We start from the raw sequence: 15,503 nt of genomic DNA, 5'->3' as shown, positions 1-15,503 counted from the left end.
TGGGCATCCACCGGGATGCAAAAGGTTTTTATCATGTCAGCTGACGCCACATTCGACCCCTCGACCTTGCAGTTCAACGACGCCGGTCTGATCCCGGCCATCGCTCAGGACGCCACTTCCGGAGAGGTTCTGATGATGGCTTGGATGAATATCGAAGCCGTTGAAAGAACGCTTAAAACTGGACGCGTCACATATTGGTCTCGCTCGCGCCAGTCCTTCTGGGTCAAGGGTGAAAGCTCTGGGCATATTCAAGAGTTGGTGGATTTACGCGTTGATTGCGACCGCGATTGTTTGCTGGTTCTGGTCCGGCAGACCGGCCCAGCCTGTCACACGAACCGGCGTAGCTGTTTTTATACCGCCGTCCGGGACGGGCAGGAGACCGAGCTGATGTCACCTATGACTTAACCCGACCAAAGCCCTGATGTCATCTGGGCTGAGGCCGTCGGCGCGATACTTAGAAATCGCCCTCGCATCATCACGCTTGGCCAACCTTTTCCCGGTATCATCCCGGATCAATCGATGGTGATGATAAACTGGCGTATGCAAACCAAGTAGAGATTGAAGAAGAACGTGGATTCGGGTCGCTTCAAATAGATCCTGACCGCGTACAACATGGGTCACACCTTGTTCAGCATCATCCAGAACGACGGACAGGTGATAGGACGTACCCATATCGCGCCGGGACAAAACCACATCCCCAATCGTATCGACCAACTCTGACACAGTGAATTCGATCAGGCCGGACTGACCGCAGGAACCTTCTCCATCCTCTTGAAATATTGCGGATTTATCGCCTTTCGCATCTGCACTCTGAAACAGACTTGTTGCAGAGTTTGCGGCAAGTTCGATATCCAACCTCAAGGGAATGTCCCTTGGCATTGGCCCCGTTCTGCTTGAGGAATTCCGGCATGTGCCCGGATAGATAATGCCGTCCGGTCCATGCAGTGGTGCGCCTTCCTGTGGTGCGCTGGCGGCTGCGGCGATATCCCGACGATTGCAGGAACAGGGATACAGCAAACCTTGTGACCACAACGTTTCAAGCGCTTGCGTATACTCAGAAAGCCGCGACGATTGTCGCAATACCGGGGTGGGCCAATCCAGCCCAAGCCAACGCAGATCGTCGAAAATCTGTTCTTCCCAATGCGGTCGTGAGCGCGCTTGGTCAATGTCCTCAATCCGAAGAAGGAACACGCCATCCTCTGCCCGCGCCATGTCGCTTGCCAATAGTGCGGAATACGCATGTCCCAGATGAAGTGGGCCCGTCGGAGAGGGCGCAAACCTAGTAATAAATGTCACGTTTTTTCAACAATATAAACGTCTGACTTCAAGTCCATACCGGGCAGATGAGGGCCATATTCGCGGAACAATAGGCGCGCAGCCCCCATATCCAGCCAATCGTTCAACCTACAGGTATATGCCTGTTCCTCCAGTGTATGGTCATTGAAGGAAAACGCCAGCAATCCACCCTTTGGCAGTGCATTCATCAGCAGATCGAAAGTCTCGGGTGGCGCGGCACCAACACTGATGACTCCGATCGCCGCAATCGCTTTGTATGCGCCCTGTTCAAGTGGGTTTGGATCGGCCAAATCAAAAGTCGACAGGTGCCTGTAGACGCCCTTGGCCGCGGCCCCCTCAAGCATTTTGGGTGAAGGGTCGATTCCGTCCAGAATGCGAAATCCCGCTGCGTGCAGGGATTCCCCGGACAAGCCTGTTCCGCACCCATAGTCCAACACCGGAGTCTTCGGCTCTGGCATTTTTGACCAGAGCGCCTGGGCCACGCGCCCGGGCGTAGCATAGCCATGAGCTGCGACCTCGGCATCATACGTACCCGCCCATTTCTGATAGTGCGCGCGTGTGGCTTCAGGTGTGTCCAACCCGTAAGCGTCCTTGAGGTACTTGTCGCTCATGAGCGCATGTTAGGCTGACGATGCGCTGGTCGTCCAGTCAGCAATGCGCAAGCCAGTTCGTCCACTCGGCCTTGGCCCGATCCGTATAGGCTTTGTAGCGGTCTTTTCGTCCGCGACGGCCACCTTTCAGCCCTTCAACCGGGCGAAACAAACCGAAATTCACGTTCATGGGCTGGAAGGTCTTTGCCTCTGCACCGCCGGTAATGTGATGTATCAATGCGCCCATAGCGCTGTCTTGCGGTACGTCTGGAAGAACCCGCCCAAGGATTTCTGCTGCAGCCAAGCGCCCGGCAAGCAAGCCCATTGCTGCGCTTTCAACGTACCCCTCGACACCGGTGATTTGACCGGCAAAGCGGATATTCGGCTTGGACTTCAACCGCATCTGCGAATCCAGCAACGTAGGAGAGTTAATGAATGTGTTCCGGTGTATCCCCCCCAGTCGCGCGAAACTGGCGTTTTCCAAGCCCGGGATCATGCGAAACACTTCTGTTTGCGCGCCGTATTTCATCTTGGTCTGAAATCCCACGATGTTGAAAAGCGTTCCAAGCGCATTGTCTCGCCGCAACTGAACAACAGCATAGGGTTTTACATCCGGCTGGTGCGGATTGGTCAGCCCCACGGGCTTCATCGGGCCATGTCGCAGAGTTTCGCGCCCACGCTCTGACATCACTTCGATCGGCAGGCAGCCGTCAAAATAGCCTGCGGTTTCACCCTCGTGAAACTCGGTCTTGTCCGCAGCCAGCAACGCATCAATGAACGCCTCGTACTGATCACGATCCATCGGACAGTTCAGATAGGCGGTGCGTTCTTCCTCGGTTTCGCCTTTGTCATACCGCGACTGCATCCATGCTTTGCTCATGTCTATGCTGTCGGCATAAACAATGGGGGCAATCGCGTCAAAGAAAGCGAGTGACTCGGCGCCAGTTTCAGCACCGATGGAAGCCCCGAGAGAGGTCGAGGTCAAAGGACCGGTTGCAACGATCCATTTGCCGTCATCGGGCAGGGTGGTGACCTCTTCTGCTGTGACCTCAACGCGGGGATGGGCGTGTAGCTTCGCCGTAACGGCTTCGGCAAACGGGTCTCGGTCAACGGCCAGCGCGCCTCCGGCGGGAAGGCGATGGGCGTCGGCGGTGCTCATGATCAGGCCATCAGCCGCGCGCATTTCCCAATGCAGCAGTCCAACTGCGTTCTGTTCATCATCGTCAGAACGAAACGAATTAGAGCACACCATCTCGGCCAGATTTCCTGTTTGGTGCGCAAATGTGCCAACTTTGGGCCTCATTTCGTGGATCACCACTTCAACGCCCATTTCCGCTGCTTGCCAGGCCGCTTCGGACCCGGCCATGCCGCCGCCTATGATATGCAATTTCTGTGTCATGCGCTGCCACATAGGGCAGAGTGCGCAGCAACGCAAACGACTGTTGGCTAAAACTTCACTTTAGAGGGGGAGTTTTGGGGTCGCCGCTGCGGGAATGTCAACGCCGGTGAGAGAAACCAGCTTGGAGGGACCTTCCGCCTACAGCGACCCAAAAGTGTATCCAAGGCCGCGGCCTTGTCTCAGCTTTGACACAGTGTCGCCCTTTTGAAAAGTCCAAAAATGCGAACATTGGCAAAAAAGCCAATACAAATACGTTATTGTTCCCAGTTGGGTGGTCTTTTTTCGATAAAGGCGCTGATACCTTCTTCGGTGTCGCGATGCAGCATGTTCTGGGCCATAACTTCTCCTGTAAAGGCATAGGCTTCCTCAATCGGCATATCCAGTTGCCGATAGAACGCCTGCTTGCCGATCTTCACGGCCGAGCTGAGTTTGGTCGCCAGTTGATCCGCCAGCGCCTGCGTTTCATGGTCCAATAACATCTCGGGCACGACCCGATTGACCAACCCCAACTCGGCCGCCCGTTCTGCCGAGATAAAATCGCCAGTGGTCAACATTTCAAACGCGCGCTTTCGGGGGACATTCCGACTAAGTGCAACCATCGGCGTCGAGCAGAACAATCCTATGTTCACCCCGTTAACCCCGAACCGCGTCCCCTCGGCCGCGACGGCAAGGTCACACGTAGCCACCAACTGACACCCCGCCGCAGTCGCGATGCCGTGGACCTGAGCAATCACAGGCTGTGGCAACGACTGGATGGACAGCATCATCTTGGTGCATCTGGCGAACAAATCCTGAAAATATGCCTTGCCGCCATCCTCGCTCTGGCGGCAGGCGGTCATCTGCTTGAGATCATGGCCGGCGCAAAACCCTTTTCCCGCACCAGATAGGATCACAGCGCGAATTTTTTTGTCGTCGCGTAGCGCGTCAAGTTCCGCCTGAAGCGCGGCCAGCATCTCGTCGCTGAGGGCGTTCAGGCGGTCCGGCGCATTCATTTTGATTTTGGCAACTGCGCCGGTGTCGCTACGTTCCAGAATTCCCATCTTGCCCTCCGTTCCGATGTGAGGCCAACTCTAGGTCGGCAATTCGAGGAGGGGAAGTATGTCGTTGGTTTTGAACCGCGAAGAACTGACAGAGTACTTGGGGATGGTGTTCCCTCAGGTTCACGAAGACTTTGTCGTTGAAAGCGTGACAGAAGATACGATCGTTATGCGTCTGGTTGTTGAGGACAGGCACCTTAGGCCGGGCGGAACTGTCGCGGGTCCTTCGATGTTTGGGCTGGCAGATGTATGCGTTTATGCGCTCATACTGGCGCGGAAGGGGCGTCTTTCCCTTGCTGTAACGACAGGCTGCTCGATGGATTTCATGCGTAAGCCAGATGGCAACAAGGACGTGATTGCCCATTGCCGGTTGCTGAAACTCGGCAAGACGTTGGCGGTTGGCGATGTCTTGATGTACTCGGAGGGAAAGGATGAAGCCGTCGCGCGGGCGACGATGACCTATTCCTTGCCGCCCGAGGGATCAGCGGCTGCGAAATTCGGTTAAAAAATGGCCGGGAGAACCCGGCCAAGGAAGATGTCCCGATTGGGACTGGGGAAATCTTATCCGTGCCAGAAGGGACGGTTCGCTTCGCGGTTGGCCTGATGCCGGGTCAGCCCGACATCGCGCAGCATGCGGTCGTCCAGCTTTGACAAATTGACCCTGCTGCGGCGTTGACGCTCCCATTTGGTGACAGTCGCCGCAAACCGCAGGGCCAGCACAGCGATCAGCGGCAGCCGGGGGCTGTCGTTCAGCAGTATGAGGGCGGGGGTGTGCATTGCGCGTGTCATCTTGGGTATCCTTTCAAATTGTATTGACACAAACGTAACATGTTCGGTACGATTGATTGATACATTCCACATTGTGTCAAAATCAAAGGAAGAATTGTAATGGATACAATTTGGCCAGAGGCTCTGCCCAAATCAAAGGGGCCAAAATACACTCTGGTGGCCGACACAATCAGAAAAGCCATTGATAACAAAATGCTGGAAGTTGGCGCAAAGCTTCCTCCGGTACGGGAGCTTGCGTACAGGCTGCAAATCACGCCGGGTACAGTAGCCCGAGCCTATACGATTCTGACCGATGAAGGGTTGCTACAGGCCGAAGTGGGGCGTGGTACATTCGTTGCCGCCCCCAAGTCCCCCTTGCTGGACGATGTTTGGGCGCGGCAACTACATTTGCGGGACGACAAATACAACGCCAATGTCAGCCTGTTCAGCCCGAGACTGGCGGACGTGGGGCAGGTGGCATTGATCCGAGAGTGCATGCAAAAAGTAGCGCAGTCTGATCCTGGCCTGTTCATGAACTACCCAACCCGCGACGCGTATCTGCCGACCAGACAAGCCGTTGTAGAATGGCTTTCAGACCTGCCGCTTGGCGCATTGTCACAAGAGGACATCGTGCTGACTCATGGCGGTCAGAATGGATTATGCCTGGTCTTTCAAACAATCCTACGCGGACCAAAACCAGCCGTTCTGGTCGAAGACCTGTCTTATGCCGGTTTCCGTCGGGCAGGGGAACTCATGCGGGCCGAGGTCATAGGCGTGAAAATGGATAAATGGGGGATCGAGCCGAACTCGATGGAGCAGGTATTGCGGCACACTCCAGCCCAGGCAGTTTGCGTGTCTCCGGAAGTTCAAAACCCGACCGGATCGCACACTCCGTTGGAAAGACGCAAAGAAATTGTCGAAATTGCGCGGCGCTTTGACGTTCAGATCATTGAAGACGACTGCTATCGGATGGGAGACGCGCGAGAGCCCAGCTATCGCGCCCTTGCGCCGGAAAGAGGATGGCACGTGTCGTCGATCTCAAAGGTCTTGACCCCGGCGTTGCGTGTCGGATTTGCCATTGCACCACGCGAGCGTAGCGTGGATTTACGGCGATCCGCCGAATACGGGTATTTCGGACTGGCCCAACCTCTGGCGGAATTAACCCGGCTGATGTTGTCTGACCCACGAACCCGCCAGATTGCCAGAGATGTCCGCGTTCGCATGGGGGACTATGTCCGAATTGCGGTGAATGCCCTTGGTGGGTTTGACCTGAACTGGGCACCGGACGTTCCTTTCGTCTGGCTGAACCTTCCATCCGGCTGGCGCGCGGCCGCGTTTAGCAGGGCCGCAGAAAGAGAGGGCATACAACTGCGATCGGCCGATGAGTTTGCCTTGCGTGATGGCAGAGCACCCAACGCCGTGCGCATTGCCATGAACGGACATGTTTCACTGGAACGGTTTGAAGATGCCATGCACCAATTAAGACGGCTACTAGACAATCCGCCCGAGCAAATAAGCGTCTAGGTGTGGGGTAAAATAATACCTATTTATTAACCCATTGTTTTTGAAATATAAAAAAGACCAAAGCGTTGTTGACCTGCGCGCGCACCCAATCTAAATACGCTCCATCGAATTCGGGCCGCTCTGTCTTGGGGCGGTCTTTCACATCAAACAGGACTATCCTGCCATGAAAACCTTTTCTGCAACACCTGCAGACATCGACAAGAAATGGATCCTGATCGACGCCGAGGGCGTTGTTCTGGGCCGTCTTGCCTCGATCGTCGCCATGCGTCTGCGTGGCAAGCACAAAGCGTCGTTCACCCCGAACATGGACATGGGCGACAATGTCATCGTGATCAACGCTGACAAAATCCAGATGACCGGCAAGAAGCGTGAAGAAAACTTCTACTGGCACACGGGTCACCCGGGCGGCATCAAGTCGCGCACCAAGCAGCAGATCCTCGAGGGTGCACACCCCGAGCGCGTCGTGACCCAAGCGGTCAAGCGCATGCTGCCGGGCAACCGTCTGGCACGTCAGCAGATGACCAACCTGCGCGTTTACGCCGGTGCCGAGCATCCTCACGAGGCGCAAGCGCCCGAAGTTCTGGACGTAAAGTCCATGAACAAGAAAAACACCCGGAGCTAATGACCGATGGCTGATCAGATCAATACTCTCGAAGAGCTGAGCGCCGTTGCAGGCGTTGAAACCGTGGCTGAAGAAGTCATCGCACGTGAACCCGTGCGCGACGAGCTGGGTCGCTCCTATGCCACCGGCAAGCGTAAAGACGCTGTTGCCCGCGTTTGGATCAAGCCGGGTTCCGGCAAGGTCACCGTGAACGGCAAGGATCAGGACAAGTATTTTGCACGTCCCGTTCTGCAGCTGATCCTGCGCCAGCCGTTCCAGGTTGCCGGTGTAGAAGGTGAGTTCGACGTTGTTGCAACCGTCAAAGGCGGTGGCCTGACCGGTCAGGCCGGTGCGGTCAAGCACGGCATCTCGAAAGCGCTGCAACTCTATGATCCGTCGCTGCGTGGCGCTCTGAAAGCCGCTGGCTTCCTGACCCGCGACAGCCGCGTTGTGGAACGTAAGAAATACGGTAAGCGCAAAGCGCGTCGTTCGTTCCAGTTCTCGAAGCGTTAATCGCTACGGGCACCGAAATTGGAAAGGGCTCGCATCTGCGAGCCCTTTTTTGTTGTTCGGGTTATTCTTCGTGGACTTTTTTCCACGCCCCATTTTCAACAACGCTGACGTAGACGGTATCCGCGCCCTGATGGTCATCAGGACCATAGGTTATCTCATTCCCCACCAGTTCATCGGTGTAGTTCAAAGACTCCATCGCTGCGATAAAGCTGTCATGCGTTAGATCGGGACCGGCTGCCTCAAGCGCTTTGACCATCATATCGGCCGCAGCATATCCAAGCATAGAAAAGCCCACAGGGTCTTCGCCGGTTGCCGCTTTATATTCTTCGATGAATGCGGCGGGAACGGGATCATCCGCACGAGCCCAAAGATCCTGCCACGAAGCCGCGGCATAAAACCCATCAGTCACGCCGCCCGGCACCTGAGCGACCACGGTCAGGAAACTGGCCGAGGTTCCGAGGAACTTCATATCCTCAAGGCCCATTTTCTTGGCTGTTCCGACGACCGTGATCGCCTGACGCACACCAAGAGCCATCGTGACAATGTCGCAGCCTTCCTCTTTCAGCTTGCTGAGCGAGCCAACAAAATCGGTTTCATCAGGTTTATGGGTCGTTTCGGCTGCGAACGCGATCCCAGCTTCTTCGGCACCCGCCTTACTGCCTTCCAAGATCTCCTCACCGAAATCCGTCGGCAGATACATCGTGCACACCTTTTGCGAGCCGAACTGCTCTGCAAGGTACTTCACCCCGATGCGGCTTTGGTCGAAATAGGTCGAAAAGGACGTAAACTTGTTCCTCATCGGTTCCTGCAGCATTTGCCGCGCGGCGGTCAGGGGGGCGACATTGGGAATACCCTTTGGGTCCAGCAGCTTGAAGCCCGCCAGGTTCATCGGGGTTCCCAGCGACTGCAGCATTGCAAAAACCTTGTCGCGGTTAAGTAGCTTGTTATAGCCCTGCATCGCCCTCGGCATCTGATAGCCGTTATCCTCAACCACAAAGCGGATCGTTCGACCGTGCACGCCGCCTTCCGCATTCACGCGGTCGAACACGACATTTGCTCCCTTAGTGGCAGGAACTCCGACGGCGGCGAAGATTCCACTCAGGTCGTTGACCGAGCCTATGACGATCTCATCTTCCGTGACACCCTGCGTCTGGGCGCTGGCAAGTGTCGCCGAAGCCGTCAAAGCGGTGGCTGTGGCCAGCCGTTTGATCAGTTTCCTCATATTTCTCCTCCCTTTGGGTCATCCCTTATCTATTTGTACATGTCTTCAATAAGATGTCCGTGTTTCTTTTCGACAAAGCTGCGCTTAAGTTTCATGGTCGCGGTAAGCTCATCGTCATCAGCAGTGAGCAAGACGTCGATCAGACGGAAGTCCTTGATTTGCTCGACGCGCGCGAACTCTTTGTTCACGGCCGCGACTTCGGACGCGATCTGATCCTTAACCTCGGTCGCAGCACACAGGGACGCGAAATTGGAAAAAGGAATTTTTCGATCCTGCGCGAATTTCTCAACGTTTTCCTGATCTATCATAATCAGGGCCGTCAGGTATTTCCTTTTGTCCCCGATCACGACCGCGTCCGAGATATAGTGGCTGAACTTCAATCTGCTTTCGATTTCCGCCGGAGTAATGTTCTTGCCGCCCGCGGTAATGATGATGTCCTTCAGGCGTCCGGTGATGGTGACATAACCTTCGTCGTCGATCCGTCCCATGTCACCGGTCCGCAACCAACCATCCGCTGTGAACGTCTCGGCCGTTTTTGCGTTATTGCGCCAATATCCCTGAAAGATGTTCAGACCCTTGATCTGAATTTCACCATCATCCGCGATACGAACGTCATTGCTTGGGACGGCCTTTCCGATCGTACCCACCTTGTTGTTCTGGAGCGTGTTCAGCGTTGCCAAACCAGAGGTCTCGGTCATTCCGAAACCTTCGACCAAAGGCACGCCAATAGCCCAATACCACTTGAGCAGTTCGGTCGAAATCGGAGCAGCGCCGCTTCCGCCCCGGCGCATTTTGTCCATCCCCAGCATCCGCCGCAAATTCCGCAGCACCAGGCGATCCCATAACCAGAAATTGGCAGCTACTCCGGCGGGCACAGGTTTACCCGCAAGAATGTATTCTGCCCGCGAAAGTCCGGCTTTCAACGCCAATCCGAAAGCGGCGCGGCCAACCGGGGTTGCGTCCTGAGCCATGATCAAAACCTGCGAATAAATCTTCTCCCACACGCGCGGCACAGCGGTAAAAGTAGTGGGTGAGACTTCCTGCAGGTTTGCAAAAACAGTTTCAGGACTTTCCGCAAAGTTAACAACGCATTTCGCAGCCAGTGGGAAGTAGACCGACACATCGCGTTCGAGGATATGGCAGAGGGGCAGGAAGCATAGTTGTTCGTCAGTTTCCAGTGTCGGCAGGGAATGTGCGCCACATTCGATGGCGGCCAGAATGTTTTCGTGGCTCAGCATCGCACCCTTTGGCATCCCAGTCGTGCCCGAGGTGTAAACCAGCAGCGCCGTGTCTTGCGGGGAAGACAACGCAATCTCGTCCTCGAAACTGTCAGGCGCATCCTTTTCCGCCTGCTGGCCGATCGCGTAAAGGTCGTCGATCATCATGCATCTCGCATGATCAAGGTCGTGCAGACCTTCGTCTTCAAGGATGATGACATTCAGAACACTGGGTATTTCGTCCTCGATCTCAAAAAACTTGTCCAGTTGTTCTTCGTTCTCGACCACCAGAAAGCGGCTATCGCTGTCATTGACCAAGTACTTCAGTTGACTGGCTGAATCAGTGGTATAGACGCCCGAAGCAATTCCTCCGACACATTGGATGCCCATATCGAACCAGGCCCATTCCTTGCGGTCTTCGGACAGGATCGAGACGACCTCGCCGCGTTGAAGACCCAGCTTGCGCAGGGCGAGGCCGATCCATTTCGCGTGCTGCCAGTAATCGGTCCAGGAATACGACTTCCAGATTCCGAAATCCTTCTCGCGATGCGCAGTACGATCACCCAAAGCCGCGCAACGTTTCTGAAAAAGCTGGCTGATTGTCACGCACTCATCCACCAAAACGGGCCGTTGTCCGGGGGTCGCGTTGAACTGAATGCCGTTGATCTTGGTCTGAGGGGGCAGGGTGCTGATGTTCATCTGACTCACCTCCACGTCTTTCTGCGTTTCCAGCGGCGGTTTTCCCGCGCGCCTTCCTCCTGAACGCCCAGATAGAAATTCTGGATGTCTTCGGACTTCATCAACTCGTCCGCGTCCCCATCCATGACGATGCGCCCGACCTCCATCACATAGCCATGATGGGCCAGTTCCAGCGCAGCATTGGCGTTTTGTTCGACCAGCATCATGGTCATGTCCTGCTCGTCGTTCAGGCGTTTCAGGATTCCGAAAATCTCTTGTACCAGCAAAGGCGACAGGCCCAATGAAGGCTCGTCCAGCAGCATGATCTTTGGGTTCGCCATCAACCCGCGCCCGATGGCCAGCATCTGTTGCTGCCCGCCGGACAGGGTCCCGGCCTCTTGGCTGCGACGCTCTTTCAGGATCGGAAAGTACGAGAATACAAGGTCGCGGTCATGATCGATCTGCCCCTTGTCGGTCGAGGTGTAGGCACCGAGGGTGAGGTTTTCATCAACCGTCAGCAGAGGGAACACTTCACGCCCTTCGGGAACATGAACGATACCTTTTTGAACCACTTTGTGCGGCTCAGAGCCTTGGATCTCTTCGTCCTCAAACGTGATTTTGCCCTTTTCCGGGTCCATCACACCTGAGACCGTCTTCATCAGCGTAGTCTTTCCCGCTCCGTTAGCCCCGAGGATTGAAACGATCTGCCCCGGATGCACGTCCAGCGAAACACCCCGGATAGCCATGATCGGGCCATAGAAACTTTCGACATTGCGGATGGTCAGGATGGGCGCACTCATGAGGCTTTCCCCAGATACGCTTCGACAACAGCCGGATGGGATTGCACCTGCGAGGGCGTCCCAAGCGCCAGCATTGCTCCGTCTGCCATTGCCAGAACCCGATCGGACACCCCCGAGACCAGCCCCATGTCATGCTCGACCATCAAGACGGTAATTCCCATCTGTCGCCGGATGTCGTCGATCCACCAGCGCATGTCGGTCGTTTCCTCGACCGACAGGCCCGAGGCCGGTTCGTCCAGCAACAGCAGTTTGGGGTCTGTGGCCAGTGCGCGGGCGACCTCGACCACTTTGCGCACACCATAGGGCAGGCCCGATATCATCTTGTCGCGATAGGCTTGCAGGTCAAGGAAGTCGATAATTTCCTCGACCTTCTCGCGGTTTTCGATTTCCTGCCGCCGAGCCGAGGGCAGAAACAGCACCTCGGACAGCACGTTTGTCTTGCGGTGGCGATGCCGTCCGACCAGCAGGTTCTGCAACACGGTGGCGTGTTCAAACAGTTCAATATTCTGAAACGTCCGCGCCACCCCATAGGCGGCCACGCCCGAGGGTTTGACTTGCAGCAGATCGTGGCCGTCAAAGCGGATCGACCCGGCAAAAGGGTCGTAAAACCGCGAGATGAGGTTGAACACGGTCGATTTACCCGCACCATTGGGGCCAACGATGGCAAAGACCTCGCCCTCTTCGACCGAAAAGGACAGGTCATTCACCGCCGTCAGGCCGCCGAACTTCAGGGTGACATTCTGGAACTCAAGCAAGCTCATCTCAGGCGCTCCGTCTTGAGGTAGGACTTCTGACGTTTGAACATGTCCTTGCGGTAGAACGGAAACAGCTCGAACCACGTACGGATTTTCAGCCAGCGGCCATACATGCCCATCGGCTCGAACAGGATGAAGGCGATCAGGATCATCCCGAAGATGCCAAATTCCAGCCCCGGTATGGCGACGGTGCTGCCGCCGAACAATGCGCCGACATATTCCTTTGAGATCGACAGGAATTGCGGAAGGAAGCCGATGATAATAGCGCCCAGGAAAGCACCGTGGATCGAGCCCAGTCCGCCGATGACGATCATCATCAGCAGTTGGATGGAGATTACAACGCTGAATGTTTCATTGTTGAACGCGCCCGAATACATCCCCATCAACGCACCGGCCCATCCCGTGACAGCACAGGACAAGGCAAACGAAATCATCTTGGTGCGCGCAATATCAACACCCATCGCCTGCGCCGAAACCTCGGAGTCTCGTACCGCAATAAAGCTGCGCCCAAGCGGTGCACGCAGCAGATTGATATAGCCCAGCGTCACCAACACGGCCACGGCCAAAACCAGCCAGAAGAACTGAACCGGCGTACCCCAGCGGTCTACCAACACGCCGAAAATCTCGACCCCACCCAGATACTTGCCAGCAACGCCACCGGTGATCGGTTCGGCCAGAACAATGAGGTCGTCCATCAGGATCGAAAGCGCCATTGTGAAGATTGCCAGATAGATGCCGTGTAGACGAAGGGCAGGGACAGCGACCGTGACCCCGGCAATTCCGGTCAGAACGCCGGCCAGAGGAAATGCGATCAGAAATGGAACTCCGGCTTCGATCAGCGTGACATTGGCATAGCACCCAAAGGCCAGAAACGCAGCGTGTCCCAGACTGACCTGCCCGGTGTGCCCCGTCAGGATCATCAGACCCAAACCGGCGATGGCCCAGATCAGGACGTTCGTCAGCTCACCCAGATAGAAATCGTCCAACCACCAAGGAGACGTGGCTACAACGGCTAGCAAAACGAGATAGAGACCAAGCTGATAGCTATCCTTCCAGGGGCGGATATCCTGCATGTAGTCAGTTTTGAAGATGATCCTCATATGCTTAGACCTTTTTGATCCGAACCTGACTGAATAGCCCGTTCGGGCGAAAGATCAGCACGGCCAGCAACAGAGCATAGGGCGCGATCTGGCTGTAACCTGCAGCGATATAGCGACTGGCGAAAGGCTCGATCACACCAACGATCAATCCTCCGGCCAATGCGCCTGGAAGGCTACCAAATCCTCCGATAACTGCTGCCGCAAATGCCTTGATCCCCATAAGCCCGGTCGTTGGATCGACCGACCCCTTGGCCGCGAACAAGATTCCAGCGATCCCGGCAACTACGCCTGCAAGCCCCCAGATAAAGCCCTGCACGCGCTTCACCGGGATACCCATGTAATATGCCGCCAACTGGTTCTGGGATGCACCCTGCATCGCCAATCCCAGCTTGGTGCGACTGAAAAATACGTACATCCCCCAGGTCAGCAGAACGGTAACGACAATGACGGCCACGTCTTCCATCCCCAACACAAGCCCGCCAAAGCGGACTTCTTTACCGGCAAGAGGGTTTTGCAGGGTTTGCGGCTCATGACCCCAGATCAATCCAGCCACAAAACGGATCACGAAGCCCAAAGCAATAGTCAGGATGACAACGGCAGTCTGGCTTTCTCCGAACAGGCGGCGGATGATCAGACGGTCCAGCAGATACCCCAAAACACCCATGATCCCCAATGAGATCGGCAGAGCCATCCAAAACGGCAGCCCCATATACTCGGTGTTCGTAAGCCCGATGGTCACAAACGCGCCAAGCATCATGAAATCACCTTGGGCGAAATTCACTGCTTCGGTCGCCTTGTAGATCAGAACAAAGCCAAGCGCGATCAGGCCGTAAACACAGCCATTCGCCAGCCCGCTGATTAACAGCTGAGCGTTATCCAAGTTCACCTCCCATTGCCGGTTTGCCCGGCGTTTTTAACGCCCCGAACCTCCTCCTTTGTTCGGGGCTTGGTTCTACTATGGCGTGATTATCACCTTTCCGTCACTCTTTTTCAGTGCTCCGGCCAAACCTGATACTACGTTCTTCAACGCAAGCCTTGCGGAAACGTCGGTTTTCCAGCGACCGTCGGCGAACCGGGCTTGGACCTCACCAACAACGCGCATCTGGTCGGCGGGCGGGGTCGACGTCATCCATTTCGTCAGCCAGAACCCTTCGATCTTTTTGTCCATAAAGATCAATTGACCCGTTTGTGTCAGCTTGGGCAGCTCGGGGCTGAGCTTACCGTAGCACACCCAACGCGCGCCGTTGGGCATTGCACAAAATACCTGCTCCGAAACCTGATCGGCCACTGCGTCAAGGAAAACTCGCGGTTTCAACGAGGCACTGAGCGCCGAGAACTTCTGCATGAAATCGGGATCTGACGTCACCAAAACCTCATGCGCACCCAATTCTTTCAAATTCTCGACGGCATCGGCGCGACGCACCAGCGCGATCGGCATAAGACCAAGATCGCGTCCCAAACTGCACATCAGCTTTCCAAGCTGGCTTGTTGCTGCAGAAACGATAAAGGCATCGCCTGCGTTTCTGGCGATATCAACCATCGCCATCGCAGTCATCGGGTTAACGATCTGGGCTGACCCATCCTCGTCCGTGATCTCTGGGCGCAGCGGAATACACATTAGCGCCTGCGTCACGACATATTCGGCCCAAGCCCCGGAACCAGCAGCGACAAAGGCGACACGCTGGCCCTGCAGCGCTTCGGCACCTTTCCCGGCAGCCACAACGTCACCGCAGCCCTCGAACCCCGCAGGCGCACCCTTGACCCGAGGCTGACCGTACTCACCCTTGATAAAATGGATATCCGACGGGTTCACCGAAGACGCGCGCAATTTGATCAACACCTGTCCCGGACCGGGCGATGGCACAGGGATCTCTGCTTCGGCAAGCCAATCGGCAGCGTTGTTGATAAATGGACCCGTCGCAGCATCAGAATAGCCGTCCTGCGTTTGAATAACGGCGAACATGCTAGAGGGCAGAGAGGTCATAAGTCTTCCTATCAGTTGG

General features: G+C 55.8%; 17 protein-coding genes. 5 read left to right on the top strand and 12 right to left on the bottom strand.

Annotated features, from left to right (window positions below):
* Positions 1–15: 15 nt before the first annotated feature.
* Positions 16–405, top strand: coding sequence for a phosphoribosyl-AMP cyclohydrolase (gene hisI / locus ACR0B7_RS16055; protein WP_170576882.1), 390 nt, complete (start codon positions 16–18; stop codon positions 403–405).
* Here the strand turns inward: hisI and gluQRS are convergent.
* From gluQRS to ACR0B7_RS16035, 4 genes are all read right to left on the bottom strand, one after another.
* A complete protein-coding gene (gluQRS, locus tag ACR0B7_RS16050; RefSeq protein WP_170485456.1) occupies positions 391–1,296 on the bottom strand; it encodes a tRNA glutamyl-Q(34) synthetase GluQRS in 906 nt (301 codons plus the stop codon). The two genes, hisI and gluQRS, sit on opposite strands and share 15 nt — an antisense overlap.
* On the bottom strand, positions 1,293–1,907 hold the full coding sequence (locus tag ACR0B7_RS16045; protein ID WP_170485455.1) for a methyltransferase domain-containing protein: 615 nt from the start codon (positions 1,905–1,907) through the stop codon (positions 1,293–1,295). Before ACR0B7_RS16045 ends, gluQRS begins: the two co-directional genes overlap by 4 nt.
* 37 nt (positions 1,908–1,944) lie before the next feature.
* Entirely contained in the window at positions 1,945–3,285 is a 1,341-nt protein-coding gene (trmFO, locus tag ACR0B7_RS16040; RefSeq protein WP_170485454.1) for a methylenetetrahydrofolate--tRNA-(uracil(54)-C(5))-methyltransferase (FADH(2)-oxidizing) TrmFO, read from the bottom strand.
* Positions 3,286–3,539: 254 nt separating this feature from the next.
* The gene (locus ACR0B7_RS16035; RefSeq protein ID WP_170576880.1) at positions 3,540–4,325 is read right to left on the bottom strand and encodes an enoyl-CoA hydratase; all 786 of its coding nucleotides are present in this window, start codon (positions 4,323–4,325) and stop codon (positions 3,540–3,542) included.
* A 58-nt stretch (positions 4,326–4,383) separates the two neighbouring features.
* Here ACR0B7_RS16035 and ACR0B7_RS16030 point away from each other — a divergent pair, with 58 nt between their 5' ends.
* Positions 4,384–4,827, top strand: a complete 444-nt coding sequence (locus tag ACR0B7_RS16030) for a PaaI family thioesterase (RefSeq protein WP_170485452.1) — start codon at positions 4,384–4,386, stop codon at positions 4,825–4,827.
* 56 nt (positions 4,828–4,883) lie between these two features.
* Here ACR0B7_RS16030 and ACR0B7_RS16025 read toward each other — a convergent pair whose 3' ends face one another.
* The gene (locus ACR0B7_RS16025) at positions 4,884–5,111 is read right to left on the bottom strand and encodes a YjiS-like domain-containing protein (protein WP_170485451.1); all 228 of its coding nucleotides are present in this window, start codon (positions 5,109–5,111) and stop codon (positions 4,884–4,886) included.
* 99 nt (positions 5,112–5,210) lie between these two features.
* Here ACR0B7_RS16025 and ACR0B7_RS16020 point away from each other — a divergent pair, with 99 nt between their 5' ends.
* From ACR0B7_RS16020 to rpsI, 3 genes are all read left to right on the top strand, one after another.
* On the top strand, positions 5,211–6,614 hold the full coding sequence (locus tag ACR0B7_RS16020) for an aminotransferase-like domain-containing protein (RefSeq protein ID WP_170485449.1): 1,404 nt from the start codon (positions 5,211–5,213) through the stop codon (positions 6,612–6,614).
* Positions 6,615–6,777: 163 nt separating this feature from the next.
* Positions 6,778–7,236, top strand: coding sequence for a 50S ribosomal protein L13 (gene rplM / locus ACR0B7_RS16015; RefSeq protein WP_039536983.1), 459 nt, complete (start codon positions 6,778–6,780; stop codon positions 7,234–7,236).
* A 6-nt stretch (positions 7,237–7,242) separates the two neighbouring features.
* Positions 7,243–7,728, top strand: a complete 486-nt coding sequence (rpsI, locus tag ACR0B7_RS16010; RefSeq protein ID WP_170388395.1) for a 30S ribosomal protein S9 — start codon at positions 7,243–7,245, stop codon at positions 7,726–7,728.
* A gap of 61 nt (positions 7,729–7,789) precedes the next feature.
* Here rpsI and ACR0B7_RS16005 read toward each other — a convergent pair whose 3' ends face one another.
* The 7 genes from ACR0B7_RS16005 to ACR0B7_RS15975 all read right to left on the bottom strand — a co-directional run bounded on the left by ACR0B7_RS16005 (position 7,790) and on the right by ACR0B7_RS15975 (position 15,484).
* Positions 7,790–8,950 carry an ABC transporter substrate-binding protein gene (locus tag ACR0B7_RS16005; RefSeq protein ID WP_170485447.1) on the bottom strand — a complete coding sequence of 387 codons (1,161 nt, stop codon included), beginning with the start codon at positions 8,948–8,950 and terminating at the stop codon, positions 7,790–7,792.
* A 29-nt stretch (positions 8,951–8,979) separates the two neighbouring features.
* A complete protein-coding gene (locus tag ACR0B7_RS16000) occupies positions 8,980–10,866 on the bottom strand; it encodes an AMP-dependent synthetase/ligase (RefSeq protein ID WP_170485445.1) in 1,887 nt (628 codons plus the stop codon).
* 5 nt (positions 10,867–10,871) lie between these two features.
* On the bottom strand, positions 10,872–11,645 hold the full coding sequence (locus tag ACR0B7_RS15995; protein WP_170388388.1) for an ABC transporter ATP-binding protein: 774 nt from the start codon (positions 11,643–11,645) through the stop codon (positions 10,872–10,874).
* Complete coding sequence (locus ACR0B7_RS15990) at positions 11,642–12,406, bottom strand: ABC transporter ATP-binding protein (RefSeq protein WP_170388386.1); 765 nt, start codon at positions 12,404–12,406, stop codon at positions 11,642–11,644. Before ACR0B7_RS15990 ends, ACR0B7_RS15995 begins: the two co-directional genes overlap by 4 nt.
* The gene (locus ACR0B7_RS15985) at positions 12,403–13,500 is read right to left on the bottom strand and encodes a branched-chain amino acid ABC transporter permease (RefSeq protein ID WP_170485441.1); all 1,098 of its coding nucleotides are present in this window, start codon (positions 13,498–13,500) and stop codon (positions 12,403–12,405) included. The genes ACR0B7_RS15990 and ACR0B7_RS15985 overlap by 4 nt, the downstream gene beginning before the upstream one ends.
* A gap of 4 nt (positions 13,501–13,504) precedes the next feature.
* Entirely contained in the window at positions 13,505–14,380 is an 876-nt protein-coding gene (locus ACR0B7_RS15980; RefSeq protein WP_170388382.1) for a branched-chain amino acid ABC transporter permease, read from the bottom strand.
* A gap of 75 nt (positions 14,381–14,455) precedes the next feature.
* On the bottom strand, positions 14,456–15,484 hold the full coding sequence (locus tag ACR0B7_RS15975; RefSeq protein ID WP_170485439.1) for a zinc-binding dehydrogenase: 1,029 nt from the start codon (positions 15,482–15,484) through the stop codon (positions 14,456–14,458).
* Between the last annotated feature and the right edge of the window lie 19 nt (positions 15,485–15,503).

The organism is Ruegeria sp. BB6 (genome assembly GCF_056539385.1).
The sequence above is the reverse complement of the archived record's forward strand: the minus strand, read 5'-3'. Positions and strand labels throughout refer to the sequence as shown.